A 25,043-nucleotide genomic window follows, 5' to 3' on the forward strand; every position below is an offset into this window, starting at 1 on the left:
AATTAGTCCGTCAGCTCAAGGGCAATGGCCTGAAAGACAATAAAAAAACGGCCAGTAGCGTTTCGCCAATGGCCGTTGGTTTGCTGCGGGGAGCGCTTATTTTTCTTCTGGTGGGAACAGCAGGTTCAGCACAATGGCGGTGATACCACCGGCGGCGATACCGGAAGAAAGCAGGGTTTTCAGCCAGTCCGGTGCAAACTGCAAGATTAGCGGCTGTTGGGAAACCCCCATGCCGACGGCCAGAGACAGCGCCATAATCATGATGGCACGGCGGTTAAGCTTCTCGCGGGAAACGATACGCACGCCGGAGGCTGCAATGGTGCCAAACATTACGATGGTCGCGCCGCCCAGCACTGGTTCAGGAATATGCTGCACAAAACCGGCAACGGCAGGGAACAGCCCCAGCAGGATCAGCATCAGTGCCACCACAAAACCGACGTAGCGGCTGGCAACGCCGGTCAGCTGGATCACCCCGTTGTTCTGACCAAAGCAGGAGTTCGGGAAAGTGTTGAACACCGCTGACAACATCGAGTTCAGGCCGTTGGCCAGCACGCCGCCTTTCAGGCGTTTCATATATAGCGGGCCGCTGACCGGCTGTTCAGAAACGTCGGAGGTAGCGGTGATATCACCGATGGTTTCCAGCGACGTGACCATAAAGATCAGCATCAGCGGCAACAGCAGGTTCCAGTCAAAGCCCAGGCCGTAATACAGCGGGGTAGGCACGGTGATCAAGGTCGTTTGGCTGGCTGGCTCGGTTTCCGGCAACATGCCCATGGCCCAGGCCAGCAGATAACCCACGGCCATGGCGATCACCAACGAAGCGACGCGCAGGTAAGGGTTACGCTGGCGGTTAAGCAGAATAATCACTACCAGCACCGCGCCTGCCAGCAGCAGATTCTTGGGCGAGCCGAAGGTGTGATCGCTCATCGCCGCATAGCCGCCGCCGATAGAGGTCAGCCCGACCTGGATCAGCGACAGGCCGATAATCATCACCACAATGCCGGAGACCAGCGGGGTAATGATGCGGCGCGCCAGGTGCAGTACGCGTGACAGCAGGATTTCGGTACAGGAGGCCACCATCAAAGTGCCGAACAGTGCGGCCATCATGGTGGGCACGTCTGCACCGCCGTTTTTCAGCGCCAGCCCGCCCATAATCAGCGGTGAGACAAAGTTAAAGCTGGTGCCCTGAATAGACAGCAGGCCAGACCCCACCGGGCCCCAGGTTTTGATTTGCAGGATCGAGGCCAGACCGGAAGCGAACAGCGACATGCTGATGATGTGCTGTGTATCCTGCGCTGGCAGGCCAAGTGCCTGGCAGATCAACAGGGCCGGGGTGATCACGGCAACAAACATCGCTAGCAAATGCTGACTGGCGGCAAACAGCGTTTGCGGCAACGGCGGGCGATCTTCCAGGCGGTAAATCAGTTCACTATTGTGTGAAACGGGGGCTGATGCTTTTTGCGCGGCATCAAGCTCGGCGGTTTGGCTGGACATGGTGTGGCTTTCCCAAAGGCGGCAAAGAAGGCATTTTAATGATCTGTCTCACAAAAGCAAACGGTTGCGCCTTAATATTTTGCACGATGCTGAAACCATTAATGTCGCATTTTCGTTCATTTTTTCTTGTGTTATTAGCCGTTTTTACTTTTAATCCCCCCTTCATCAAGTTAAAAAACTGAGTAAATTTTATAACTTATTAATTTATTGGATTTTATTACTACACGGAGTAGCTAGATGTTTCATCTCGATACTTACGGCACTTTAGTTGCCGCCACGCTGGTCCTGCTGCTTGGGGGCAAATGCGTGCGCTCCATTCCTCTGCTGAGAAAATATACTATTCCTGCTCCCGTTGCCGGTGGTCTACTGGTGGCGCTCCTGCTCTTGGTTATGAAGAAAACGGTGAACTGGGAAATCGGCTTTGATATGTCGCTGAAAGACCCACTGATGCTGGCCTTCTTCGCCACTATCGGCCTGAATGCCAACCTGGCGCGCCTGCGGGCGGGGGGCAAGGCACTGGTCGTGTTCCTGTTTGTGGTGCTGGGTCTGCTGTTGGTACAGAATGCCATCGGTATCGGCATGGCGAAAATGCTGGGGCTGGATCCGTTGATGGGGCTGATTGCTGGCTCGATTACGCTTTCTGGCGGGCATGGCACTGGGGCGGCCTGGAGCAAGGTGTTCATCGAACGCTACGGGTTTGAAAATGCCACCGAGGTGGCCATGGCCTGCGCTACCTTTGGTTTGGTGCTGGGCGGCCTGATAGGTGGCCCGGTAGCTCGCTATCTGGTGAAACACTCCTCAACGCCGGAAGGCACACCGGATGACAGCGTGCAGCCGAGCGGCTTTGAAAAGCCGGAAAGTGGCCGCTTGATCACCTCGCTGGTGATGATAGAAACCATCGCCATGATCGCCATCTGCCTGAGTATCGGTAACTTTATTGCCGGGTTATTGAACGGCACCGCTTTTGAACTGCCGACCTTTGTCTGCGTGCTGTTTGTTGGTGTGATCCTCAGCAACACCCTGTCGGCAACGGGCTTCTACCAGGTGTTTGAGCGAGCGGTCTCCGTATTGGGTAACGTGAGCCTGTCGCTGTTCCTGGCGATGGCGTTGATGAGCCTGCGCCTGTGGGAGCTGGCTTCACTGGCCCTGCCGATGTTGGCGATCCTGGCGGTGCAGACGCTGGTCATGGCGCTGTATGCCATCTTCGTGACCTACCGCGTGATGGGTAAAAACTACGATGCTGCCGTGCTGGCTGCGGGGCACTGCGGTTTTGGCATGGGGGCGACGCCAACGGCCATTGCCAACATGCAGGCGATCACCGATCGTTTCGGCCCTTCGCATCTGGCATTTTTGGTGGTGCCGATGGTGGGCGCGTTCTTTATCGATATCGCTAACGCCATCGTGATTAAGCTGTACCTGATGTTGCCGTTGTTCCCGGCGATTGGTTAAGTGATGATAACCCCTCTTGGCGACAAGAGGGGTTAATTGATTAGGCGTTGGAGTAGCGAGCGGTTTCCGGCAGCCAGCGCTCAATCAGTGCGTGAGCATGCTGCGGATACTGCTGGTGAATATGGCGCGCTACGCGCTGAACTTCAGGGATCATGGCCTGATCGCGCAACAAATCGGCTACTTTAAACTCTGCACTGCCGGTTTGGCGCGTCCCCAATAGCTCACCCGGTCCACGAATTTCCAAATCTTGCTGGGCAATCACAAAGCCATCGTTACTGTCGCGCAGCACCTGCAGACGTTTTTGGGCGGTTTTGCTGAGCGGGGTTTTATACAGCAGCACGCAGTGAGAGGCGACTGCACCGCGGCCAACCCGGCCACGCAACTGGTGCAGCTGGGCCAAACCAAGCCGCTCCGGGTTTTCGATGATCATCAGGCTGGCGTTTGGTACATCAACGCCCACTTCAATCACCGTGGTGGCTACCAGCAATTGCAGTTCGCCCTGCTTGAAGGCCTGCATCACCGCCTGTTTCTCCGCTGACTTCATGCGGCCATGCACCAGCGCCACCTTCAGTTCGGGCAACGCAATCTTCAACTCTTCCCAGGTTGCTTCCGCGGCCTGGGCTTCCAGCAAATCAGACTCTTCGATCAGCGTGCAGACCCAATACGCCTGGCGGCCTTCTTCGATACAGGCACTTTTTACCCGCTGGATGATATCGGCCCGGCGCGTATCGGGGATCGCCACCGTTGTCACCGGCGTACGGCCCGGCGGCAATTCATCGATCACCGAGGTGTCCAGATCGGCGTAGGCGGTCATCGCCAGCGTGCGTGGGATTGGCGTGGCGGTCATGATCAACTGATGAGCATGGAACCCTTGCTCTTCGCCTTTCTCCCACAGCGCCAGCCGCTGATGCACGCCAAAGCGGTGCTGTTCATCGATAATCACCAAAGCCAGGCCATTAAACTGCACCTGCTCCTGAAAAATGGCGTGCGTCCCGACCACCATCGACACCTGGCCGCTGGCAATGGCTTCCTGCTGGGCGAGGCGTGCCTTGCCCTTTTGCTTGCCTGCCAACCAACCTACCTCAATCCCCAAGGGTTCAAACCACTGGCGGAAATTATTGGCGTGCTGTTCGGCAAGCAGCTCAGTAGGGGCCATTAGCGCCACCTGTTTACCGTGAGCAATGACGCGTAGTGCGGCCAGGGCAGCAACCAGGGTTTTACCTGAGCCGACGTCGCCCTGCACCAGGCGCATCATCGGGAAACCTTTTTGCAGGTCCGCTTCAATATCTGCCACGACCCGAGTCTGAGCACCGGTAGGCGAGAAGGGGAGCTGGGCCAGGAAGCGGTTTTTAAGCCGATCGTCTGGGGTTAGCGATAATGCCCGATAGCTTTGCGCACCGGCACGAACGGCCAACATGCTGAGGTTATGCGCCAGCAGCTCTTCAAGGATCAGGCGTTTTTGTGCCGGGTGCTTACCCTGTTCCAAATCAGCCAGTTGGATATCCGGTGGTGGACGGTGCAGCATATGCAGCGCCTGTGGCAGACTCATCAAGCCACCGCTTAATTCCGGTGGCAGCAGCTCGGCAATCGCACAGGTATCCAGCAACTCCAGCGCCTGATCGGTCAACTTGCGCAGCGTGGCCTGGCGGATCCCTTCAGTAGTGGGATACACCGGCGTCAGGGCTTCTTGCAGCTCGACCTCGCTGTTTTCCCCCTGGACACGGTATTCCGGATGGATGATCTCTGCGCCGTGGGCCCCGCGTTTGACTTCGCCATAGGCCGTTACGTGGCGGCCGGTTGCCAGGCTGTTCTTCATCGCCGCGTTGAAGTTGAAAAAACGCATGGTCAGAATGCCGGTGCCGTCGCTGATCTGGCAGGTGAGCATACGGCGGCGGCCAAAGCTGATATCGCTGCGCAGTACTTCCCCTTCCACCGTGGCAAAAATGCCCGGCAGCAGATCGTTGATTGGGTAGAGGCGGGTGCGGTCTTCGTAACGCAACGGAAGGTGCAGCAGCAGATCCTGGATGGTATTCAGGCCGATTTTGGCCAGTTTCCCCGCCTGGCTGGCTCCAACCCCGGAAAGTGTAGTGAGTGGGACGGCATCCAGCAGGCGGCCTTTCATCGGCGTACCGTCGTTGCCTGCATGGCTGCCCACCATTCGGCGTCGGCAACCACTTGGCCTTGATCGTCAATCTGCGGGCGCGGTAGCCGTTTGCGTTTGGCTACGTTGGCTAACACCGGGTAGCCGCCTTCAAACAGCAGGCGTTGCTGTTCCTGCTCATCTAACGCGCTGAGATCGCGGCGATACATACCGGCGTTTTGCCGCTGGCGTTGGGCCTCATACAGGATCAGAGCTGCAGCGACAGAGACATTCAGCGACTGCACCATACCGATCATCGGAATGATAATGTCCTGATCGGCCAGGGCTAGCGCCTCTTCGGTGATGCCGGTTTTTTCCTGCCCCAGCAGAATGCAGGTGGGGCGGGTATAGTCTATTTCGCGAAAATCGACGGCGCGGGCAGAAAGGTGAGTTGCCAGAATTTGCATCCCTTGACCTTTCAGATGCGTAACTGCATCGGCGATGGTGGGGTGGGTTTTGACGCTCACCCAGCTATTGCTGCCCGCAGCGGAGGAGACCAGGGTACGCATCCGCGGGGTAGGCCACACGGCATGCACCTGGTGTACGCCGACGGCATCGGCGGTACGGATAATCGCGGAGACGTTATGCGGTTTGTGAACCTGTTCCAGGCAGACCGTCAGATCGGGCTGCCGGGTGGCCAGCATTTCACAAATCCGCGCATAGCGTTCGGGGCTCATAGGCGCTAGTTTCGGTTACGGTTAACTTTAATCACATCCGGCATGATACGGATTTTACGCATAATATTTGCCAAGTGGATGCGGTCGCGGGTGGTCAGGCGGATAAAGGCGCTGTAGACCCGGCCATCTTTCTCTTCGGTATTCAGGCTTTGAATATTCGATTCGGCCGCGTTGATCGCCGCCGTGAGGTTGGCCAACGCACCCTGATGGTTGAACATGTCCACCTTGATTTCCGCAATGAACTCCTGCTCGGTTTCCATATCCCATTCGACCGCCATGAATTTCTCTGGCTCTTTCTGATAGCCGCGGATATTACGACAGGATTCATGGTGAACCACCAGACCTTTGCCCGGGCTGACATGGGCAATAATCGGGTCGCCTGGAATTGGGCGGCAGCACTTGGCAAAGGTGATCAATACGCCATCGGCGCCTTTGATGGCCAGGTTGCGCACGCCGTTCGACGAACCCAGGCTGGACTGATCGCCCTGCAGGTTCTTCGCGACTACCACGCTCATGGCGTTACCTAGGCCGATTTCTGCCAGCAGATCGTCCAGCGTGGCCAGCTTCATGCGGTCCAGTTCATGCTGGATATTCTCTGGCGGCACTTCCGAAAGTTTGCGGCTGCCCCCGAGCGCATGGTTGAGCAAACGGCGGCCCAGGCTGACGGAATCATCGCGCTTGAGGTTTTTCAACATCTGGCGAATTTTGGCTCGGGCTTTGGAGCTCACCACAAAGTTCAGCCAGGCGGCATTTGGCCGGGCACCCGGAGCGGTGATGATCTCTACCGTCTGGCCACTGGCTAAAGCTTGTGACAATGGATGCGGCTGGCGATCGACACGTGCGCCAACGCAGGCGTGGCCGATATCGGTATGCACGGCGTAGGCAAAGTCGACCGGTGTGGCACCGGCTGGCAGCTCGACAATACGGCCTTCCGGGGTGAAAACGTAAATCTCATCGGGGAACAGATCGGATTTTACGCTTTCAATAAATTCAAACGAGCTACCGGCGCTTTGTTGCAGCTCCAGCAGGCTCTGCATCCAGCGCTGGGCGCGGATCTGTGCGGTGGTGCCGCCGGTTTCGCCCTGTTCCTTTTCTTTATAGGCCCAGTGCGCGGCGACCCCCATTTCGGCCATCTGATCCATATCTTCGGTACGGATCTGTACCTCAACCGGCACGCCGTGCGGGCCGATCAGTGAGGTGTGCAGCGATTGATAGCCGTTGGCCTTGGGAATGGCGATATAGTCTTTTACCCGGCCCGGGCGTGGCTTATACAGGCTGTGTGCCTGGCCCAGCACCCGGTAGCAGGTATCCACTTCCTTGACGATCACCCGGAACGCGTAAATATCCATGATGGAATGGAAGCGCTGTTCTTTCAGGTGCATTTTGCAGTAGATGGAATAGAGGTGCTTTTCCCGCCCGCTGACGCGGCAGGGGATACCGGCTTCGGTCAGACGCCCTTCGATCTCGGAGAGGATTTTCTGGATCATCTCCTTACGGTTACCGCGCGCGGCTTTCACCACTTCTTTGATGACGCGGTAGCGGTTCGGGTAAAGCGCTTCAAAACCCAGCTCTTCCAGCTCGGTTTTCAGATGATGAATACCCAGGCGGTGGGCCAGTGGGCTATAGATTTCCAGGGTTTCACGGGCGATACGCCGCCGTTTGTCCGGGCGCAGCGAACCAAGCGTTCGCATATTGTGGGTGCGGTCGGCCAGCTTGATCAGCACGACGCGGATATCCTGCACCATCGCCATGATCATCTTGCGGAAGTTCTCCGCCTGCGCTTCTTTCTTATCCTGGAATTTTAATTTGTCTAGCTTGGATACGCCCTCAACCAGTTCGGCAACGCTTTTGCCAAACAGTTGTTCCATATCCTGATAGGTGGCCGGGGTGTCTTCGATGACGTCGTGCAGCAGGGCTGCCATCAGCGTCTCATGATCGAGACGCATTTCCGCCAGAATGCATGCCACGGCAACCGGGTGAGTAATGTAGGGCTCACCACTGGAGCGTGTCTGTCCCTCGTGAGCATCACGTGCGACGAGGTATGCCTGTTTGAGGCGCTTAATCTGCTCCTCAGGCAGGTAACGTTGAATCAGCAGATTCAGGCTTTCAAACAGGTACAAGGCAGACTCACAGTCTAATTAACGACGACCTTCAGCAATCGCGGTAACCGCCTGGATCTCTGCGGCTTCCTGCTCTTGCTGTTCCTGGCGCTCACGAACATCGAGGATCTGGCTGTTGATCAGGCCTTCTTCGATTTCGCGCAGAGCGATAACGGTGTACTTATCATTCTCTTCAGGTACCAGTGCATCCTTACCACCGGTCTGGATTTGACGTGCCCGACGAGCAGCGACCAACACCAGGTCAAAACGGTTACCAATTTTCTCTACAGCGTCTTGAACAGTTACGCGTGCCATATTTGTGCTACTCCACAGGTGACGAAAAGACTGGGCATAATACTGAAACTGTCTTCAGTCTGCCAATAGTTTGCTGATTAAAGCATCATGCCGCAGCATTTGACGGCCCAAACGCAAGCGTTCGGCGCGAATAATGGTCTTCAGATCGGACAAGGCCAGATCGAAATCGTCATTCACGATTAAATAATCATACTCCGCGAAATGCGTCATCTCCGCGACGGCCTGCGCCATGCGCCTGGCGATCACGTCATCCGCATCTTGCCCACGGCCACGCAGGCGGCGGCCAAGCTCTTCCTTCGACGGTGGCAGAATAAAGATGCTGCGCGCCTGGGGCATTTTGGCACGGATCTGCTGTGCACCCTGCCAGTCGATATCCAGGAAGACGTCAACGCCGGTCGACAGTACCTGCTCGATAGCCGCGCGGGACGTGCCGTAATAGTTGCCGAACACTTCTGCGTGCTCAAGAAACGCATCCTGCTCAATCATCCGGCGGAATTCGTCTTTGGAGACGAAAAAGTAGTGTTCGCCATGATTTTCACCCGGGCGGTTATCGCGCGTGGTGTGTGAAACCGAAACCTGCGTATCGTACAGCGGTTGCGTCTTTAACAAAGCCTGAATCAGGCTTGATTTCCCTGCGCCACTTGGAGCAGAGACAATATAAAGCGTGCCTTGAGCCATGATGATGTTCGTTGCTAGCGGTTGATAAGTCAGTTACAGCGGATGTGTAAATTCTCCGCACAGTATACACGGCTAACGGGCGGTATGCAGCGTTAGCTCGCATTTTGGCCGCCGCTTTCTGCTAAAAACAGCGGAAAAAAGTCAATTTGCGCGGCGGATCTGGAAATTTTTGCCGTTTTCAGCAAATGCACATTCCTTTTGGGAAGCGTTGCGCACCTCCGTTTTTTGGCGTTAGCCAGCAAAGGCAATTGAGTATTTACTGCCGGAAAGCATGGAGGTGCTCAATGTGGAAAGGTATTTACCGGGCGCTGGTGGCGGTGGGATTGCTGTGTAGCTCGGCATGGGCTGGGTGTCCAGCGTGGTCGCCAGAGCGTTTACAACTGGAAATCACGGCGCTGGATGATCAACTGGGGCGCTGGGATGAGGCTTATTATCGCCTGGGCAACAGCCCGATCGACGATGAGCTCTACGACAGCCTGTTACAGCAACTACAAGATTGGCGGCGTTGTGTCGGTGTGGTGGAAGAGGATACGCGGCCATTGCCAGCGGGCAAAGTACCGCATCCAGTAGCGCACACGGGATTGCGTAAACTGCGCAATTCGCGTGCTGTAGAGCAATGGATGCAGGGCCGCCACGACTTGTGGGTGCAACCCAAGGTTGACGGTGTGGCGGTCACTTTGGTCTACCGGCAAGGCATATTGGTGAATGCCATTAGCCGGGGGGATGGGCTGAAGGGTGAAAACTGGCTGGAAAAGGTGAAAGGGAGCCCCGCTATTCCCAACGTTTTACCGGAGGTTACGGCTAATTTGGTACTGCAAGGGGAGCTGTTCCTGATGGTGAGCGATCATCAACAGCAAACCCAAGGGGGTATCAACGCCCGCTCCAAGGTTGCCGGGATGCTGATGCGTAATCCGCCCACTGCACAACTTGCGCAGCTTGGCCTGTTCGTCTGGGCGTGGCCCGATGGTCCGCCAACCATGGCCGAACGCCTGCAACAGCTTGCCGACATGGGTTTTACGCTGCCGCAGCAATATTCACAGCCTGTCACTACGTTGGCGGAAGTGGAGCAGTGGCGGGCGGCTTGGTACAGCGGCCCTTTGCCGTTTGTCACCGATGGCGTGGTGATCCACCAAGGGCAAGAACCACCGGGGCGTTACTGGCAGGCCAAACCCAATGACTGGGCGGCTGCCTGGAAATATCCCCCGGCCCAGCAAGTGGCCAGAGTCGCGGATGTTGAGTTTGCCATTGGCCGCACCGGCAAAATTGCCGTGATGCTACGCCTGGATCCGGTGCGTATGGACGATAAATGGATCCGGCGGGTTAACGTGGGCTCGCTGGCCCTGTGGCAAAAATGGGACATCGTGCCTGGCGATCATATTGCGATTAGCCTGATGGGGCATGGCATCCCGCATTTGAAACAGGTGGTCTGGCGTGAGGTTGCAAGGGCAACACCCAGTGCGCCAATACCGGCGGATTATCATGCGTTGAGCTGCTTTACCTTGCAGCCCGGATGCCGCCAGCAGTTTCTGGCGCGGCTGGTTTGGTTGAGCAGTTCCAATGGGCTGAACATCACCGGGTTGAATAAAGCTGGCTGGCAGGTGCTGATCGATCAGGGATTAGTGAATAACCTGCTGGATTGGTTGGATTTAACCCCGGAACAGCTCAGTTCGGTGCCCAGCCTGGGGGTGAAGCGTGCGCAGGCCCTTTATCGTCAATTTCGTCTGGCGCGGCGGCAACCTTTCCAGCGTTGGCCGATCGCCCTCGGCGTGCCAATTTCGTCATCACAGCTGGCTACGCTGCAAAATTGGCCGCAGGTACAGCAAATGACGTTGGCACAGTGGCAGGAGCTTGCTGGTATTGGTGAGCAAAAAGCCAGCAAAGTGCAGGAATTTTTGCAATACCCTGCCTTTCTGGCACTGGTTCAAACCCTGCAGCAGCACAATATCAGCGGCTTTGATACGGTTGCCGATCACGTCGAACTACCTGGTAGCGCGTTAGCGGATTAGTGGTCGGGGTGCTGATAGTTAAACACCGGCAAGCCAAGACGAAAACGCAGTGCGATCAGGCGAGCGCTGAGGCCAGCAACCAGGGTAATAATAATCACCATGTTATGCGGCAAGCTAAGGTATTGCAGGCCGATATACAGCCAGGCAGCGGCAAAGGCGATGCCCGCATAGATTTCCTTCTGGAAAACCAACGGGATACGGTTGCAGAACATATCGCGCAGCACGCCGCCGAAAACGCCGGTGATCACGGCGGCAATGGCTGCGATCAGCGGGGCATGGCCCATATCCAGAGCCACCTGCGCACCGATGATCGAGAAAACGATCAGCCCAATGGCGTCCAGCACCAGGAACAGATGGCGCAGGTGGCGCATCAGCGGCGCCATCCAGGTGGTGATAATTGCCGCTATGGCTATGATAACAATATACTCAGGGTGTTTTACCCAACTCAGCGGGAAGTGCCCAAGCAACATATCACGCACCGACCCCCCGCCAATGGCGGTAGCAGAAGCGATAAAAATCACGCCAAACAAATCCATTTGGCGGCGGCCTGCGGCTAACGCGCCGGTCATGGCTTCTGCGGTGATGCCAATGATATAAAGAATGCTCAGTAACATAGGGGATTCACAGGGTCGGAGGGCTAGAATGTCAACGCCTGAGGGTAACCAGCCTAGGAGAGCATCACCACTGAGTTTTTCTAAGGATGAAGGTTTCGAATTACTTTATCTAATGCGTAATATGAATTTTTAACCTATTTTTAGTGTTCATTACTACTTGCGATTTAAACTGGCTATTAGAAATTAATCGATAATTTCTGTTGGTGATTATACATTCTGTCTTGATAACACCCGATGTTCAGCCTTGCTCCTGACTGGCGGCAAAATTAAGGAAAGTGAATACCAGATGAAAAACACCCCGATAATTGCGACAGCCGTCGCGATAACCTTGCTGTTGAGTGGCTGCGTAGCGCCTGTGCAAAAGGCCTCACCGCTGAAACCGGCTGAGTTGTGCAGCACCGGAGAGTCGATGACCCAAACCACGCTCTATTTTGGTCTGAATCGCCCGGCAGGGCCGGTAATTACGGCGGCAGAATGGCAGACCTTTGTCGATCAACAGGTAACTCCGCGCTTTAAAGACGGGTTATCGGTCTTTGATGCCAAAGGACAATGGTTGGGTAACGATGGCAAGCTGGCGCGGGAAAACAGCAAGGCGTTGATGTTGATCCATAGCCCTGATGCGGCCAGTGAGCAAAATATTGAGGCGCTGCGCACCCGCTATAAGCAACAGTTTGCCCAGGACTCGGTGATGCGTGTCGATGCGCCGGTGTGCGTCGCGTTTTAATGAATTCCCGGCTTGCCGCACAAGCAGCAGGCCGGGTTGTCGTTCTACAGTACCAGCCCGGCAACCGCTGCCGAAAGCAGGCTGACCAGCGTGGAGCCGTAAACCAGCTTCAGGCCGAAGCGGGAAACCACGTTGCCCTGGCGTTCGTTTAACCCCTTGATGGCCCCGGCAACAATACCGATGGAAGCAAAGTTGGCGAAGGACACCAGGAATACCGAGAGAATCCCCAAACCACGCGGGGACAGCTCTGCCGCGATTTTTTTCAGTTCGATCATTGCTACAAACTCATTGGAGACCAGCTTGGTAGCCATGATACTGCCAGCCCGCAGCGCATCGGGCGCCGGAATGCCGATCAGCCAGGCCAGCGGGTAGAACACGTAGCCCAGGATCTGCTGGAAGCTGATACCAAAAATAGCGGCAAAAATGGCGTTTACGGCGGCGATCAGGGCGATAAAGCCGATCAGCATGGCGGCAATGATCATCGCAATTTTGAAACCCGCGAGAATGTATTCCCCCAGCATTTCAAAGAAGCTCTGCTGTTCATGCAGTTTATTCAGCTTGAGTTCTGGCTCGTCGTCCACCTGATAAGGGTTGATGATCGAGAGAATGATAAAGGTGCTGAACATATTGAGGATTAACGCGGCCACTACGTATTGTGCGTCGATCATCGCCATATAGGCACCCACGATCGACATCGAAACCGTCGACATCGCGGTGGCTGCCATGGTGTACATCCGGCGTGGGGAGATATCCGCAATGATGCCCTTATAGGCAATAAAGTTTTCCGACTGGCCCAGCACCAACGTGCTGACGGCGTTGAAGGATTCCAGCTTGCCCATGCCGTTCACTTTGGACAGCAGGGTACCCACGACGCGGATCACCAACGGCAAGATGCGGAAATGCTGCAAAATGCCGATCAGCGCAGAGATAAAGATAATCGGGCACAACACGCTGAGGAAGATAAAGGCCAGCCCCTGGTTGCTCATGCCACCGAAAACAAAGTCGGAGCCTTGTGCTGCAAAGGCCAGCAGGATGGCAAAGAAATCAGCCACGTGCTTGATAACGCCCAGTCCGCTGGCTGAATGCAGGAAGAAATAGGCCAGTGCGGCTTCAATCACCAGCAACTGAATAATATAACGTGGGCGGATTTTCCTGCGGTTATTACTGACCAATAACGCGAGAATGACAATAACCACCAAGGCTAAAATAAATTGCAAAATTTGCGACATAAACAATCCGAACGGCATACAGGCTAGGAAAACGCTATTTAGCCACAGCCCGTGGTGCCTTTCATTACCCCGCATGACGATTAGAACAAAATACTTTGGGCGAGTGTTATGCGTTCAGATTATTGCTAGCCATCGGCGGCTGGCAGCGTTTGATCGTGAAATTCCCCCTATAAAAATAGGGGGTTAAGCGTTATTTCGCCTGGGCCAGCACGTTACCTTCCCAACCCTGTTGGGCATAGTCGTTAAGATGGGCGATCTTACGCACCGGTTGCCCTTGGCTGAAGTTGATGTCATGCAGCGGAACCCAAACCTGCGAGGCCGCAAAGGCCGACTTGAAGTGATATTCCGCATGGCTCAGATCTGAAATCGCCGTCCAGTAAGTCCCGATGCCTTTGTTTTGATCCGGGCGCTTGCCGTATTTGGCATACATATCGGTGACCTTTTGTTCGCTTGGCTCTGCCGGTGAGCCGATCGGGTAAGCCACGTTATTAAGCACCGATAAGATGAAGCCCTGAGCCTGGTTTTTATTGTCCGGTTGCGGCAGGTTTTTCAAATCGTAGCTGGCACGCACCAGGCGCTCATCCGCTTCCAAGCCACCAGGGATCTCGCTGCGCTTGGCATTCTGATACTTGGTCAGATTTTTGAGTTGCTGGTCGTAAGAAGGGGGATTGGTCATCACCCGATAATTTTTATCGTGATAGATATTCACTTTGCCGTTATCGATCTCGATGATGGCCGAATCACCGCTAACGTCTTCGATGGCGATGTGTTTGGTATCCGAAGCGTAATCGATAGGCATACGGGCGGCAGCCAGGCGTACATCGTTGCGGATGGCTTTAACCGCTTCATCAACGGTGGCGTAATTATCCAGAATATAGCTCAACCAGGCGCGGCTTTCGATCACCGGTTTGTCCTGATTGTCCTGCTGCACCTGGCTACCGTTCATATAAAACAGCGTATGACCGGCCAGGCCCTTTTCATTCATACCGTCCATTGGGAACACGCCATCGGCGTAAACCACGACGCTGCCGTATTGGGTTTGCCACTGGGCGGCGTTCTTCGCATCCCCACCGTTATGTGCAATACCGCGTGGTGTGATCACCAGTGAGGGATCTACTGGCCCGAAGAAATCCAGATTACGGGCGCTGACCATATAGCCTGGGTACATATTCATAAAGGCGCGGGTGCAGGCTTGCGCCCCGGTTGCCAGGCTGGCGCTGAGTGCGGCACCAACCAATAGTGCTGATACGCTGTGTGTGAGCTTCTTCATGGTTATTTTCCTTACCTGAATGAGGTGAACAAAATAATGGTAAGCCCGCAAACTAATATCGTAGAGTGGATGAACGGGGGGAAATCCCCCGCAATTTTGTGGAGGAGAGATGGGGAAGATTGGTTTTTCGTTGGCGCAGATTGAAGCTTTCGCCAGCGTTTGTGAGACCGGCAATCTCACTCAAGCCGCCAAGCGGTTGGGGAAGGATCGCACCACCGTCAGTGAACTGATCGAAAATCTGGAATTGGATCTAGGCTATTCCCTGTGCGATCGCCGTACCCGCCCATTGCAATTGACCGAGGCGGGCCAGCGCCTTTACCGGCAAGCTCGGCTGTTTTTGCAGGAGGCAGAGGCCCTTAGCCTGCTGGCCCAACATATTCCGCAGCAGGTGCGGCAGAAGCTGACGCTGTGCTATGACCCGTTTACTTCGCGCGCTTTTTTAACGGAACTGGCGATGTTTCTGGGCCAACGCGGCATTCAGCTTGATTTACTGATGATGGAGCGTGGCGAGGGCGAGCAGGCGTTGGCAGACGATGTGGCGGATATTGGCGTTTATCAGGCGATCAACCGTTCGATTGGCGAAAAATTTAAGTGGCGAGCCTTGGGAGCCATTGAGTTGGCCGTCTATGCTCGCGAGGGTTTTTTCCCCGCTGGCAGCCCGGTCACCTTGCTGTCGCTGGCATCAAGCACCCAACTTATTCCCTTTAATGACCTGCCTGAGCCGATGGCGAAACGCCTGCAAATCGCCGATCGCATCCAGGTCGTCAATGAACCGGCTTTGCTGCAAACGTTGTTAACCGCCGGGCTGGGATGGGCATTCCTGCCAACGCATCTGAACATGCAACACTTGCCGCAGGTTGAGCGGCTCGATACGGAATTGGGGAAACAGGGGTTGATGCACCCGATGGTGGCACTGTGGAAGCCTGGGGCCAATAGCGAATTGCTGAGCCTGATCGAAAGCATGCAGCAGATCTTTGAGGGTTCAGTGGTAGTTTGACGAGATAGTCGCCCCCTCATTCGAAGGGGCGAATTTCAACGGTTTACTGCTCGTCTTTCTGTTCTTCAGCCTCGACCTTACGGTACCAGCGTGGGTGATGCTTCTTCGCCCAGCGGCGGCTGACCTTGCCTTCAATCATGCCTTTGATTGAGCCTTTCACCCAGAATGCCATATACATATGGATCAGAATGGCGTGGATCAGCACGATCGCCGACGCGGCGTGGATCAACAGCGCATAGCGGATCACCGGGATCGGGAAGTTGTGGGCGAAATACGGGCGCCAAATGATAATACCGGTGATCAACAGCACGAAAATCATGCTCATGATGCTCCAGAACATCATCTTCTGGCCGGCATTATATTTACCGACGTCAGCGACCTTATGCTCATTGCCCTTCAGCACTTCCACGATACCCTTGACCCACGGCCAGTCCTCTTTCTCGGGGATGTTATGCTTCACAAAACGGAAGAACATAAACATCAGCGCGATAAAGATCAGTACGCCAAAGAAGGGATGCAGGATGCGGCCCATCTGCGGCGTACCAAAGGTTTCGGTCAGCCATTGCAGCGTAGGGAAGAACAGCGCAATGCCGGACAGCGACACTAGGAAGAAGCAGATAACCACCGTCCAGTGACAGGCCCGGTCGATAAACTTGGTGCGAACGATCATTTTACTTTTGCTCATGATGGTCCTCCTCGTCTTCATCATCCACTTCCTTATTCGGGCCGATACCGATGTAGTGGTAAATCAAACCGGCAAAGGTGGCGATGAAACCCGCCACGGATAAGGGTTTGAGCACGCTTTTCCACAACCCGATCGACAGATCGATATGCGGGTCTTTCGGCAGATTGTGGTACAACTCGGGGTTATCGGCATGGTGCAGTACGTACATCACATGGGTGCCGCCAACGCCTTGCGGGTTATACACGCCCGCATGTTCAAAGCCGCGTTTCTTCAGCTTTTCGACCCGCTCCTGCGCCACGTCCAGCATTTCTGCCTTGGTGCCAAAGTGGATAGCTCCCGTTGGGCAGGTTTTCACACAGGCCGGTTCCTGGCCCACGCTGACGCGGTCAACGCACAGGGTACATTTGTATGCCCGGTTGTCTTGCGGGTTCAGCCGTGGAATGTTGAACGGGCAGCCGCTGATGCAGTATCCACAGCCGATGCAGTGCTCGGACTGAAAATCCACGATGCCGTTGGCATATTGGATAATTGCCCCGGCAGACGGGCAGGCCTTCAGGCAACCCGGATCTGCGCAGTGCATGCAGCCATCCTTGCGGATCAGCCATTCCAGCTTGCCGTTCTGCTCCACCTCCGAGAAACGCATCAGCGTCCAGGATTTGGCACTCAGATCGGCGGGGTTGTCATAAACCCCGACGCAGTGGCCCACCTCATCGCGAATGTCGTTCCATTCGGAACAGGCCACCTGACAGGCCTTGCAGCCGATGCAGGTGGAAACGTCGATCAGCTTGGCGACCTCGGCCTTGTAATCACGCGCTTGCGGAGGCGGTGTCAGGGTGTTGGTGGCCGAACGTTTGATAATGTCTTGGGATTGCATGGACATAAATTCGGCTCCTTACACCTTTTCCACGTTAACCAGAAACGCCTTGTATTCCGGCGTTTGCGAGTTGGCATCGCCGACAAACGGCGTCAGGGTGTTGGCCAGATAGCCTTTGCGGGCTGCCCCTTCAAAGCCCCAATGCAGTGGAATACCGATGGTGTCGACATCCTGCCCGTTAACCTTCAGGGTTTGCAGACGGCGGGTCACCACGGCTTTCGCCTTGATAAAGCCGCGCTTGCTGCTGACCTTGACGGTATCGCCTTGCTCAATCCCTTTCTCTTTCGCCAGACGTTCACTGATTTCCACGAACTGCTCCGGCTGCATGATCGCGTTAAGGCGCGCGTGCTTGGTCCAGGTGTGGAAGTGCTCGGTCAGACGATAGGTGGTACCGACATAAGGGAACTCGGATTTATCACCCATGCGCTTGGCGTCGGACGGATAGAGACGGGCCGCCGGGTTGGAGATCACGTTTGGATGCAGTGGGTTGGTCCCCAGCGGCGTTTCAAACGGCTCATAGTGTTCCGGGAACGGCCCTTCGGCCATTTTGTCGAGGGCAAACAGTCTGCCAAGCCCTTCCGGTTGCATGATGAACGGCCCAACGCCGCTGCCCGGTGCGGCAGTGTTGTAGTCTGGAATATCATTCCCGACCCACTTGGCCCCGTTCCATTCAATCAGCATGCGTTGCGGATCCCAAGGTTTACCCATTGGGTCGGCGGAGGCGCGGTTGTAGATAATGCGGCGGTTCAGTGGCCATGCCCAGGCCCAGCCCAGCGTGTTGCCCAACCCGGACGGATCGCTGTTATCACGGTTGGCCATCTGGTTGCCCTTGCTGGTCCAACTGCCGGTATAGATCCAACAGGCTGAAGCCGTGCTGCCGTCATCGCGCAGCATCGCGAAGGAATCCAGCAACTGGCCTTTTTTCGCCAGCAGATTGCCGTTGGCGTCATACAGATCTTCCAGCGCGTAGCCGTTGCTGTCTTTGGCCACTTCCTCGGATTCAGGGTGATCTGGCCGTTCATAGTGCCAGCCCATCTTCAGTAACGGTTCGACACCTTTACCGCCTTCGCTGCCATACATCTGGCGCAGGCGATGGTACAGACCGGCCAGGATCTCGCCGTCGGTAATCGCTTCGCCTGGGGCATCGCCGCCTTTCCAGTGCCATTGCAGCCAGCGGCCAGAGTTGGCGATCGAACCGTCTTCTTCGGCAAAGCAGGTGGATGGCAGCCGGAACACTTCGGTTTGGATCGACGCGGTATCGACATCGTTCATCTCGCCGTGGTTTTGCCAGAAATTGGAGGTTTCTGTGACCAGCGGGTCGATGATCACCAGATACTTCAGCTTGGCCAGTGAGGCAACCACCTGATTCTTATCCGGGAAGGAGGCGACCGGGTTAAAGCCCTGGCAGATATAGCCGTTGACCTTATTCTGATCCATCATCTGGAAGTACTTCATGACGTCGTAGGACTGATCCCACTTCGGCAACCAATCAAAGCCCCAGTTATTCTCTTTCTGAGCAGCTTCGCCGTAGAAGCTCTTCATCAGGCTGACGAAGAATTTGGGGTAATTGCTCCAATAGTTAACCTGGCCAGGCAAGGTGGCCTTTGGCGTATTGGCGGCCAGATAGGTAGCCAGATCGGTCTGTTTATCCGAAGGCAGCGTCAGGTAACCCGGCAGGCTGGTGGACAGCAGGCCAATGTCGGTCAATCCCTGAATGTTGGAGTGACCGCGCAGGGCGTTGATGCCACCGCCCGCCATGCCCATGTTGCCGAGCAACAACTGGATCATCGCCATGGTGCGGATGTTCTGCGCGCCGACCGTGTGCTGGGTCCAACCCAAGGCGTACAGGAAGGTGGTGGTACGGTCTGCTACGCTGGTGGAAGCCAGGACTTCACACACCTTCAGGAAATCTTCCTTCGGGGTGCCGCAGATATTTTCCACCACTTCTGGCGTGTAGCGGCTGACGTGTGCTTTCAGCAGGTTCCAGACGCAACGCGGATGCTGGAGCGTATCATCACGCAAGGCATAGCCATCTTCACCAAACTGGTAGTTCCAGGTGGTTTTGTCGTACTGACGTTTGTTTTCGTCATAACCGCTGAACAACCCGTCTTCAAACGTAAAGTCATCCCGGACCAACAGGTTGGCGTTGGTATAATGCTTGACGTATTCAGCGTTGATCTTGTTATTGGAAATCAGGTACAGCAAGACGCCCGACAGGAAGGTAATGTCGGTGCCGGAGCGGATCGGCGCGTAGATATCGGCTACCGATGCGGTACGGGTAAAGCGGGGATCGACGACGATTAACGTGGCGTCGTTGTTGTTTTTGGCTTCCATCGCCCAGCGGAATCCCACCGGATGCGCTTCAGCGGCATTGCCGCCCATCACCATCACAACGTTGGCGTTTTTGATATCAACCCAGTGGTTGGTCATCGCACCGCGACCAAATGTTGGAGCAAGACTTGCTACCGTTGGTCCGTGTCAGACACGCGCTTGGTTATCAACTGCCAGCATGCCCAGCGATCGGACAAACTTTTGTGTCAGCATGCCGGTTTCGTTACTGGCCGCAGAGGCGCATAACATCCCGGTAGAGAGCCAACGGTTTACCGTTACGCCAGCGGCGTTGGTGGCTTCGAAGTTGGCATCCCGGTCATTTTTCATCAGCCTGGCAATGCGGTCAAAGGCCTCATTCCAGCTGATACGCTGCCATTTATCTGAACCCGGCGCGCGATACTCTGGGTAACGCAGGCGGCTATCACTGTGGATATAGTCCAGCAGGCCAGCGCCTTTCGGGCACAGTGCCCCGCGGTTTACCGGGTGATCCGCGTCGCCTTCGATATGGAAAATCGTCGATTTGGCGTTTTTCGCCCCATCGCCCAGGCTATACATCAATAAACCGCAGCCTACGGAACAGTAGGTACAGGTGTTGCGGGTTTCTTTGGCGCGCAATAGTTTGTAGTTGCGCGTTTCCGCTAACGCAGCCTTGGGCGCGAAGCCTAATGCTGCCACCGTGGTCCCAGCCATCCCGCCAGCGCAGATTTTAAAAAACTGTCTGCGATTGACGTCCATTGCTTTCCCTAATGCTTATCAGTGGTTTTTTAGTCATGGCAAACTAACAGTAATAACCCAAGCGTTATTGAGGGAAATCAACATAAGGGAGAGTTAGCTGGAAAATACTCCTTAATAAGTAGCCAGTGGCATGGTGAGTAATCTTTAATTTATCGCTACCAGCCGAAATCCGGTAAGTAATTAATTTAACTTATTAATTTCAAATGGAAACTTTCTGTGAGTATTTTAGATAAACCTGTTTCACCGATTGCCGGGAGAATTATTGATGGTATCCAGTTATCCATTTCTGAATGGGTATTGTTTTTAAGTGGTTATTTTATTGCAAAAAATGGAGTTAATTTGGAATTTGCTTCGCAAAGTTAACACGTGATCCGATCGCATCGTTGAATAGTTCGTTTTGCGAGCAACAATAGGTGGGGAACTAGCCGCGAGAATGACGGATAGATTTTTTAAGGACGGAAACCATGATGCAGACCTACCTGACGTTGCGTGCGTTGGCGAGGGGGATTAACCCTGAAACGGGGGAGTTTTTGAATCACACCTCGCTGGTTCATTCCCCAGAGACGATCCGGATGCTGTTTGCCCTGGCGGATGAGTTTTACGCCGAACGAGAATGGGTGAAAAAGACGAAGTTATCACCCGAGGAGCGGCGGCAGAAAAATATTGCCGAAGGCAGGCCCGCCAACTTCAATTTCCCTTGGTCGGAAGAAGATAGGCAACTGTTGGAACAAGGCTACAGCGGTGGCAAAACGATAGAGGCTTTAAGCCTGGAGTTTGGGCGCTCACTGCGCGGCATTGCGGTTCAGCTTGAAAAAATGGAGTTGATTACCGAAGAGCAGGCTGCCGCTTATCACTGACCTGGTTAAGCCTCCCTTCTGGAGGCCACTTGTCCGCAAGTTTCAATCTACCGGCGAGGTGGGTAGGCGAACGATGTCCTGATTGTCGTTACCCATCCAATAGACGCCTTCTTTTGCCCAGAAGGGGCCTTCGACAAAGTCGAGCAGGTCGGAATATTCTTCGTAGAGCTGCTTGCCGTTTCGGTCATAAACCCGCATGTAGCCGGAGTAATGCCCGCCATCGCCTGGCATGGTGAAGCGCGGTATAAACTCGAAGGTTTTATAATTGCGCACCACATACTGCTGGTTGGGGCTCCACTCTTCGTATCGCAGTGTCCCTTGTTTCCACCACTGGTAACAGCCAGCAATGATTATCACCAGTATCGCTAGCACCACCCAGCGCTTACGCTCGCGTACCAGAGTTTCCTGGCTTTTTATTTTTGGCATTTGTACGCTTTCCTGAGAGTTGTTGATGTCCATTTTTGCCGTCGCCTGATAGCAAACCGAAACCGTGCTCGCTTATCTTGCCGGGGCGGCTATTGTAGTAGTAATGATGGGCCGGAAAAACAGAATTTGCGATACACGTTACCATCTGCATCGTGAAGGCGAAGATTTTCGAAAGGCTGGTGCTGTTTGCTCATCTCAAATCTCCATTATGCTGAAATGATTGGCTGGTAGGTTCTCGTTGCAGGGTATGCGCTATCGGTATAACTAATAGCAGAGGAGCAGCGATAGGAGCGTATCTTGGTGTATGAAAAGCGTGCACTTTCTTGATTCGTTATGCTAGCTCATGACAACAAAAAAGCCCGCTAATGTGCGGGCTCTATGGCTTTTAGCGTGGATCTATTCATTGAGTATCGGCATCTAAGCCTTGCTGTGATTGGGTTTGTGATAATGCGATTTTTGATTGTGTACACCCTTGTGTACACGGTAAAACGAAGTGCTCACCTGATTAGCTTATTTCTTATCCAGTCGCTTGGCCGCTGATTCGAGTTGCTTGATGCTTTTTTTCCGGTGAAGGAAGATTTTCTGGCATGGTACCACCCAGTTCTTGGATGGTTTGTCGCACTTTTCTGCCAACATCAAAATGAGTCTGATTTGCCTGTTGTTTTGATTTCACCTGATCTCGGCGCAATTTTTCCTCGGCCTGTGTTGCTCGGAATAGGTTGGCAGCAAGTTCAGTAGAACCCATATGGTCGAGTATTTTTTGACTCTTTTTAAGCCCCTTACGCTGGTGGATAGCCCTTTGATCCAATCCACCGTATAGGCCTTGATAGCCGTGGTTCTGAAATATGGCAAAATCCAGCGTTGTCTCGACCCCGGATTGTTGTGCAACCTCAACCAGTTGTTTGTTGTGTTCTTTCAATTCATTACGCAGGAACAGCCGTTTTTCATCTTCACGAAGGCGTTTGAATGTTTCATCATCAGCAAGTTCTTGCCTGCGGGTTTGCATTGCAAAGTAGGTTTGCCCGGTCGCAATCACAGTCTTGCCTGGATCACCATTCTGCACGACAAGATAACAAGCATATCTGGAGAGCTTAACGTCCTTAAGCTCTCTTAACGCACCTGAGCCAATTTTGACCATTGCGAGGACATCCTCGAAATGGTCTTCGACAGAATGACCGCTGTTTAAACAAGCCTCTTTTGCGCGCTCCAACACTGGGGCAAAGTGTCGGTATTCCGAGTAATCCAGGATTTTAGATAGATCACGGGCAGACCAAAACTCAATGCCATTCGAGTCTTGTTGTCTGAATTGCTCAAACGGCTGGTGATGTTCGTTCATAACACATCCTTTCGGCTGTGTAATCGGGTGGTATATCTACTCGATGCAAGGAAGGGCATTAAAGCGCATGTAATAGCATAAAGAGTGCTGATTAAATGCTCAATAGTATCGAACGATTTATGTCTCGGCTGTTCAGGGTAAAACCTGCTTACCGGCCACCACCTCACGCGCTGTTATCTGGCAATCACCTGCCCGCCAAGCGCCGTTTCACCGTTTGAAAGCGTTTTTATTCCCGATTATTTCTCTATATATAAGCAAAAGTATGTTGGTTCAGTTGGTTCAATTTGTAAAGATAGTTGTTTTATATGACTTTATTTTCAAAAAGTGAACCAACACAAGGCCGTTTTGAACCAACAAACGGGTTTTTTGTGTTGGTTCAGTGCCGATCATCCCGCGCGCGTACTTGTCGCAAAACCCCACTTAATGGAAACGGCAGCAGCGGCGCTGATTGTCGGGAAGTCTGGCATACCGCCCATTTGGCACGCAGGAGGGGGCAGTGAGTGAAAGCGGGTTAAAAACAGCAGGGCAACGGCTGCGCCGCCGATCCAGCCAATACGTGATTGCAACCAAACCAGGACGACCGAGAACAGGACCAACATCAGTCCCAAGCCCTGGATCCGCAGGCGTTCAGAGCCGGTATGGTCGCAGGTAAAGGCGGGGAGCAGAAACAGCATTAACGCCAGCGCCAATCCGGTAGCCAAAAAGCTGGCCAGCACGTTTGCCTGCTGGAACACCCCGTAAGCCCGGCCGTTTAACATGGGGTAGGCAAACCACGTGGGGACCGTTTCCGGCACAGTGAACTGCAGCAGGCAATCAATGCCTGGTAAACGGTGGCTATCACTATGGCGTAATACAGCCAATGGCGAGCGAAACGCGGCGTTGTGTATTGCAATAATGAGAGATAGAAAACCCATCCGCCAAATAACGCCAGCCACCGCGCCCCTGCAGCCTCGCGCCATGCGTGTGGGGCATAAAGCAACGGGATAGCCAAAATCACCATGGCCAGCAACACCCAGCGGGCGGTGACGGTGAGGCGAACCGTTTTGCCTGCCGGCAGCGTCAACCAAAGGGTGGCAATCACGGCGCCCATCATGGCCCAGGCCAACATATTTTGCGGCAATTTAAGGCCGCTCCCCCCCATATTCGGCAGGTAGAGCGGGGTGAGGCCTGTCAACCAAATCAGCAGCAACCCCAAAGGTACTGTTGCCAGGCCAACCCGGTGGCGCAAGGGTAAAACGCTTTGTGGATGATGCATGATTTCATCTGTTCTCATTATTTCCGCCAGGCACGGGGCGGGGATTACGCGTTAAGTCGGAATATAAAAACCTGCTGATAACCTGCCTATGTATGGCAGGGCTATTTAGAACAAGGAATTTCTTTATGAAATATAAAATTTAATAAACAGTTGCGGCTTAATGAGATTAGAACGTTAAGCTTTGCGCACGGGCATGCGGATACCAGCGCAGTGAATTGTTGACCCGCCCGTTGCTGACGAGAACCAGCTCGTGTTTGACCAGCTCTAGCAGTATCAGGCGGGCCTGATAAATACTGATATCGAGGGCATTGGAGATTTGTCGCGTTGACACCCAGGTACATGGCGCCGGAATAACAGACCCGTTCGCCGGGTTGCGCGTAAGGGAAAGTAGCGTCTTTAACACCGCTTGATATAAAGGAAATCGTGAGGCACGTACTGAGGGAATGTGGTTTGTCATTGTGACATCTCCGGGGTTGTCCATGCCAATTAAGCTGCGTGCTGCTGTGCACAATACTGTCCTGTTTATTTTCCGAATGGTTAAATAAGCGCAAACTTTGTGCACTGCCGCGCGCACATTTTGTACTGGCAAGGCGAGCGTTTGGTCTGTGATTTGTTGTTTTCAAAACATTGTAGTCGCTAATACGGAAAATGCGATCTAAGATTTTATTGAATAGCCACTCAACGAGATGAAACTCTGTTCATTTATTTTTAACGATCTGTTGTTTCGTTTGTTTACAAATTCGCTATCAGAATTGAACTGATATTGTTTTTTTTCGATAATTCTCATTGCAGTCTTTTATATTTCATAAAACTTTGTCAGAATTAACTCTATTTCGGAAATGTCTTTCTCGT

The 25,043-nt window shown here is 54.1% G+C and carries 22 protein-coding genes and 1 pseudogene; 6 read left to right on the plus strand and 17 right to left on the minus strand.

Translation table 11 applies throughout. From position 1 onward, the window contains the following. Window positions 1-96: 96 nt before the first annotated feature. On the minus strand, window positions 97-1,494 hold the full coding sequence (locus ABIE29_RS16570; protein ID WP_429619783.1) for a nucleobase:cation symporter-2 family protein: 1,398 nt from the start codon (window positions 1,492-1,494) through the stop codon (window positions 97-99). A gap of 237 nt (window positions 1,495-1,731) precedes the next feature. Between ABIE29_RS16570 and gltS the strand changes: the two genes are divergently transcribed. Next, window positions 1,732-2,943, plus strand: a complete 1,212-nt coding sequence (gene gltS / locus ABIE29_RS16575) for a sodium/glutamate symporter (protein WP_429619784.1) — start codon at window positions 1,732-1,734, stop codon at window positions 2,941-2,943. Window positions 2,944-2,983: 40 nt separating this feature from the next. Here gltS and recG read toward each other — a convergent pair whose 3' ends face one another. From recG to gmk, 5 genes are read right to left on the minus strand one after another with little or no spacing between them, the layout of a single operon-like run. Further along, window positions 2,984-5,065: an ATP-dependent DNA helicase RecG gene (recG, locus tag ABIE29_RS16580; RefSeq protein WP_024527837.1), complete on the minus strand. Its 2,082-nt coding sequence runs from the start codon at window positions 5,063-5,065 to the stop codon at window positions 2,984-2,986. After that, window positions 5,062-5,760: a tRNA (guanosine(18)-2'-O)-methyltransferase TrmH gene (gene trmH / locus ABIE29_RS16585; protein ID WP_418348621.1), complete on the minus strand. Its 699-nt coding sequence runs from the start codon at window positions 5,758-5,760 to the stop codon at window positions 5,062-5,064. The genes recG and trmH overlap by 4 nt, the downstream gene beginning before the upstream one ends. 5 nt (window positions 5,761-5,765) lie before the next feature. After that, window positions 5,766-7,880 carry a bifunctional GTP diphosphokinase/guanosine-3',5'-bis pyrophosphate 3'-pyrophosphohydrolase gene (spoT, locus tag ABIE29_RS16590; protein WP_024482946.1) on the minus strand — a complete coding sequence of 705 codons (2,115 nt, stop codon included), beginning with the start codon at window positions 7,878-7,880 and terminating at the stop codon, window positions 5,766-5,768. 18 nt (window positions 7,881-7,898) lie between these two features. Beyond that, a complete protein-coding gene (rpoZ, locus tag ABIE29_RS16595; RefSeq protein WP_024482945.1) occupies window positions 7,899-8,174 on the minus strand; it encodes a DNA-directed RNA polymerase subunit omega in 276 nt (91 codons plus the stop codon). A gap of 54 nt (window positions 8,175-8,228) precedes the next feature. After that, on the minus strand, window positions 8,229-8,852 hold the full coding sequence (gene gmk / locus ABIE29_RS16600; protein ID WP_429619785.1) for a guanylate kinase: 624 nt from the start codon (window positions 8,850-8,852) through the stop codon (window positions 8,229-8,231). Between the two features lie 284 nt (window positions 8,853-9,136). Here gmk and ligB point away from each other — a divergent pair, with 284 nt between their 5' ends. Further along, window positions 9,137-10,858 (plus strand): NAD-dependent DNA ligase LigB, encoded by a 1,722-nt coding sequence (gene ligB, locus ABIE29_RS16605; RefSeq protein WP_429619786.1) that lies wholly within the window; start codon window positions 9,137-9,139, stop codon window positions 10,856-10,858. Here the strand turns inward: ligB and ABIE29_RS16610 are convergent. Beyond that, complete coding sequence (locus ABIE29_RS16610) at window positions 10,855-11,472, minus strand: trimeric intracellular cation channel family protein (protein ID WP_429619787.1); 618 nt, start codon at window positions 11,470-11,472, stop codon at window positions 10,855-10,857. The genes ligB and ABIE29_RS16610 overlap by 4 nt on opposite strands. Window positions 11,473-11,758: 286 nt before the next feature. Between ABIE29_RS16610 and ABIE29_RS16615 the strand changes: the two genes are divergently transcribed. Continuing rightward, window positions 11,759-12,196 (plus strand): DUF3574 domain-containing protein, encoded by a 438-nt coding sequence (locus ABIE29_RS16615; protein WP_429619788.1) that lies wholly within the window; start codon window positions 11,759-11,761, stop codon window positions 12,194-12,196. 44 nt (window positions 12,197-12,240) lie between these two features. Here the strand turns inward: ABIE29_RS16615 and ABIE29_RS16620 are convergent, their stop codons facing one another. Both ABIE29_RS16620 and ABIE29_RS16625 read right to left on the minus strand, forming a co-directional pair. Then, entirely contained in the window at window positions 12,241-13,425 is a 1,185-nt protein-coding gene (locus ABIE29_RS16620) for a NupC/NupG family nucleoside CNT transporter (protein ID WP_429619789.1), read from the minus strand. Window positions 13,426-13,615: 190 nt separating this feature from the next. Next, the gene (locus ABIE29_RS16625; protein ID WP_429619790.1) at window positions 13,616-14,695 is read right to left on the minus strand and encodes a linear amide C-N hydrolase; all 1,080 of its coding nucleotides are present in this window, start codon (window positions 14,693-14,695) and stop codon (window positions 13,616-13,618) included. A gap of 109 nt (window positions 14,696-14,804) precedes the next feature. On the opposite strand from ABIE29_RS16625, the gene ABIE29_RS16630 reads away from it, so the two are divergent. Further along, window positions 14,805-15,692, plus strand: a complete 888-nt coding sequence (locus tag ABIE29_RS16630) for a LysR family transcriptional regulator (protein ID WP_429619791.1) — start codon at window positions 14,805-14,807, stop codon at window positions 15,690-15,692. A 43-nt stretch (window positions 15,693-15,735) separates the two neighbouring features. On the opposite strand, the gene fdnI is transcribed toward ABIE29_RS16630, so the two are convergent. Genes fdnI through fdnG form a run of 3 tightly spaced genes read right to left on the minus strand, consistent with a single transcriptional unit; the run spans window position 15,736 to window position 20,317 of the window. Beyond that, window positions 15,736-16,377, minus strand: a complete 642-nt coding sequence (gene fdnI, locus ABIE29_RS16635) for a formate dehydrogenase-N subunit gamma (RefSeq protein ID WP_429619792.1) — start codon at window positions 16,375-16,377, stop codon at window positions 15,736-15,738. Beyond that, window positions 16,364-17,257 (minus strand): formate dehydrogenase subunit beta, encoded by an 894-nt coding sequence (fdxH, locus tag ABIE29_RS16640; RefSeq protein ID WP_115159582.1) that lies wholly within the window; start codon window positions 17,255-17,257, stop codon window positions 16,364-16,366. Before fdxH ends, fdnI begins: the two co-directional genes overlap by 14 nt. A gap of 12 nt (window positions 17,258-17,269) precedes the next feature. Beyond that, window positions 17,270-20,317: a formate dehydrogenase-N subunit alpha gene (gene fdnG / locus ABIE29_RS16645; RefSeq protein ID WP_429619793.1), complete on the minus strand. Its 3,048-nt coding sequence runs from the start codon at window positions 20,315-20,317 to the stop codon at window positions 17,270-17,272. A gap of 216 nt (window positions 20,318-20,533) precedes the next feature. Between fdnG and ABIE29_RS16650 the strand changes: the two genes are divergently transcribed. Both ABIE29_RS16650 and ABIE29_RS16655 read left to right on the plus strand, forming a co-directional pair. Further along, window positions 20,534-20,680: a hypothetical protein gene (locus tag ABIE29_RS16650; RefSeq protein WP_429619794.1), complete on the plus strand. Its 147-nt coding sequence runs from the start codon at window positions 20,534-20,536 to the stop codon at window positions 20,678-20,680. A 104-nt stretch (window positions 20,681-20,784) separates the two neighbouring features. Further along, window positions 20,785-21,174 (plus strand): hypothetical protein, encoded by a 390-nt coding sequence (locus ABIE29_RS16655; RefSeq protein WP_429619884.1) that lies wholly within the window; start codon window positions 20,785-20,787, stop codon window positions 21,172-21,174. Window positions 21,175-21,216: 42 nt separating this feature from the next. Here the strand turns inward: ABIE29_RS16655 and ABIE29_RS16660 are convergent, their stop codons facing one another. From ABIE29_RS16660 to ABIE29_RS16680, 5 genes and pseudogenes are all read right to left on the minus strand, one after another. After that, the gene (locus ABIE29_RS16660; RefSeq protein WP_429619795.1) at window positions 21,217-21,633 is read right to left on the minus strand and encodes a hypothetical protein; all 417 of its coding nucleotides are present in this window, start codon (window positions 21,631-21,633) and stop codon (window positions 21,217-21,219) included. A 477-nt stretch (window positions 21,634-22,110) separates the two neighbouring features. Beyond that, a pseudogene (gene dinD, locus ABIE29_RS16665) lies at window positions 22,111-22,936 on the minus strand (DNA damage-inducible protein D). Window positions 22,937-23,322: 386 nt separating this feature from the next. Further along, the gene (locus tag ABIE29_RS16670; RefSeq protein ID WP_429619796.1) at window positions 23,323-23,694 is read right to left on the minus strand and encodes a pilin glycosylation ligase domain-containing protein; all 372 of its coding nucleotides are present in this window, start codon (window positions 23,692-23,694) and stop codon (window positions 23,323-23,325) included. Then, window positions 23,688-24,209 carry a hypothetical protein gene (locus ABIE29_RS16675; protein WP_429619797.1) on the minus strand — a complete coding sequence of 174 codons (522 nt, stop codon included), beginning with the start codon at window positions 24,207-24,209 and terminating at the stop codon, window positions 23,688-23,690. Before ABIE29_RS16675 ends, ABIE29_RS16670 begins: the two co-directional genes overlap by 7 nt. Before the next feature lie 148 nt (window positions 24,210-24,357). Then, the gene (locus tag ABIE29_RS16680; protein WP_429619798.1) at window positions 24,358-24,648 is read right to left on the minus strand and encodes a FaeA/PapI family transcriptional regulator; all 291 of its coding nucleotides are present in this window, start codon (window positions 24,646-24,648) and stop codon (window positions 24,358-24,360) included. Between the last annotated feature and the right edge of the window lie 395 nt (window positions 24,649-25,043).

The organism is Serratia sp. 2723, assembly GCF_050434425.1.
Lineage (GTDB): Bacteria > Pseudomonadota > Gammaproteobacteria > Enterobacterales > Enterobacteriaceae > Chania.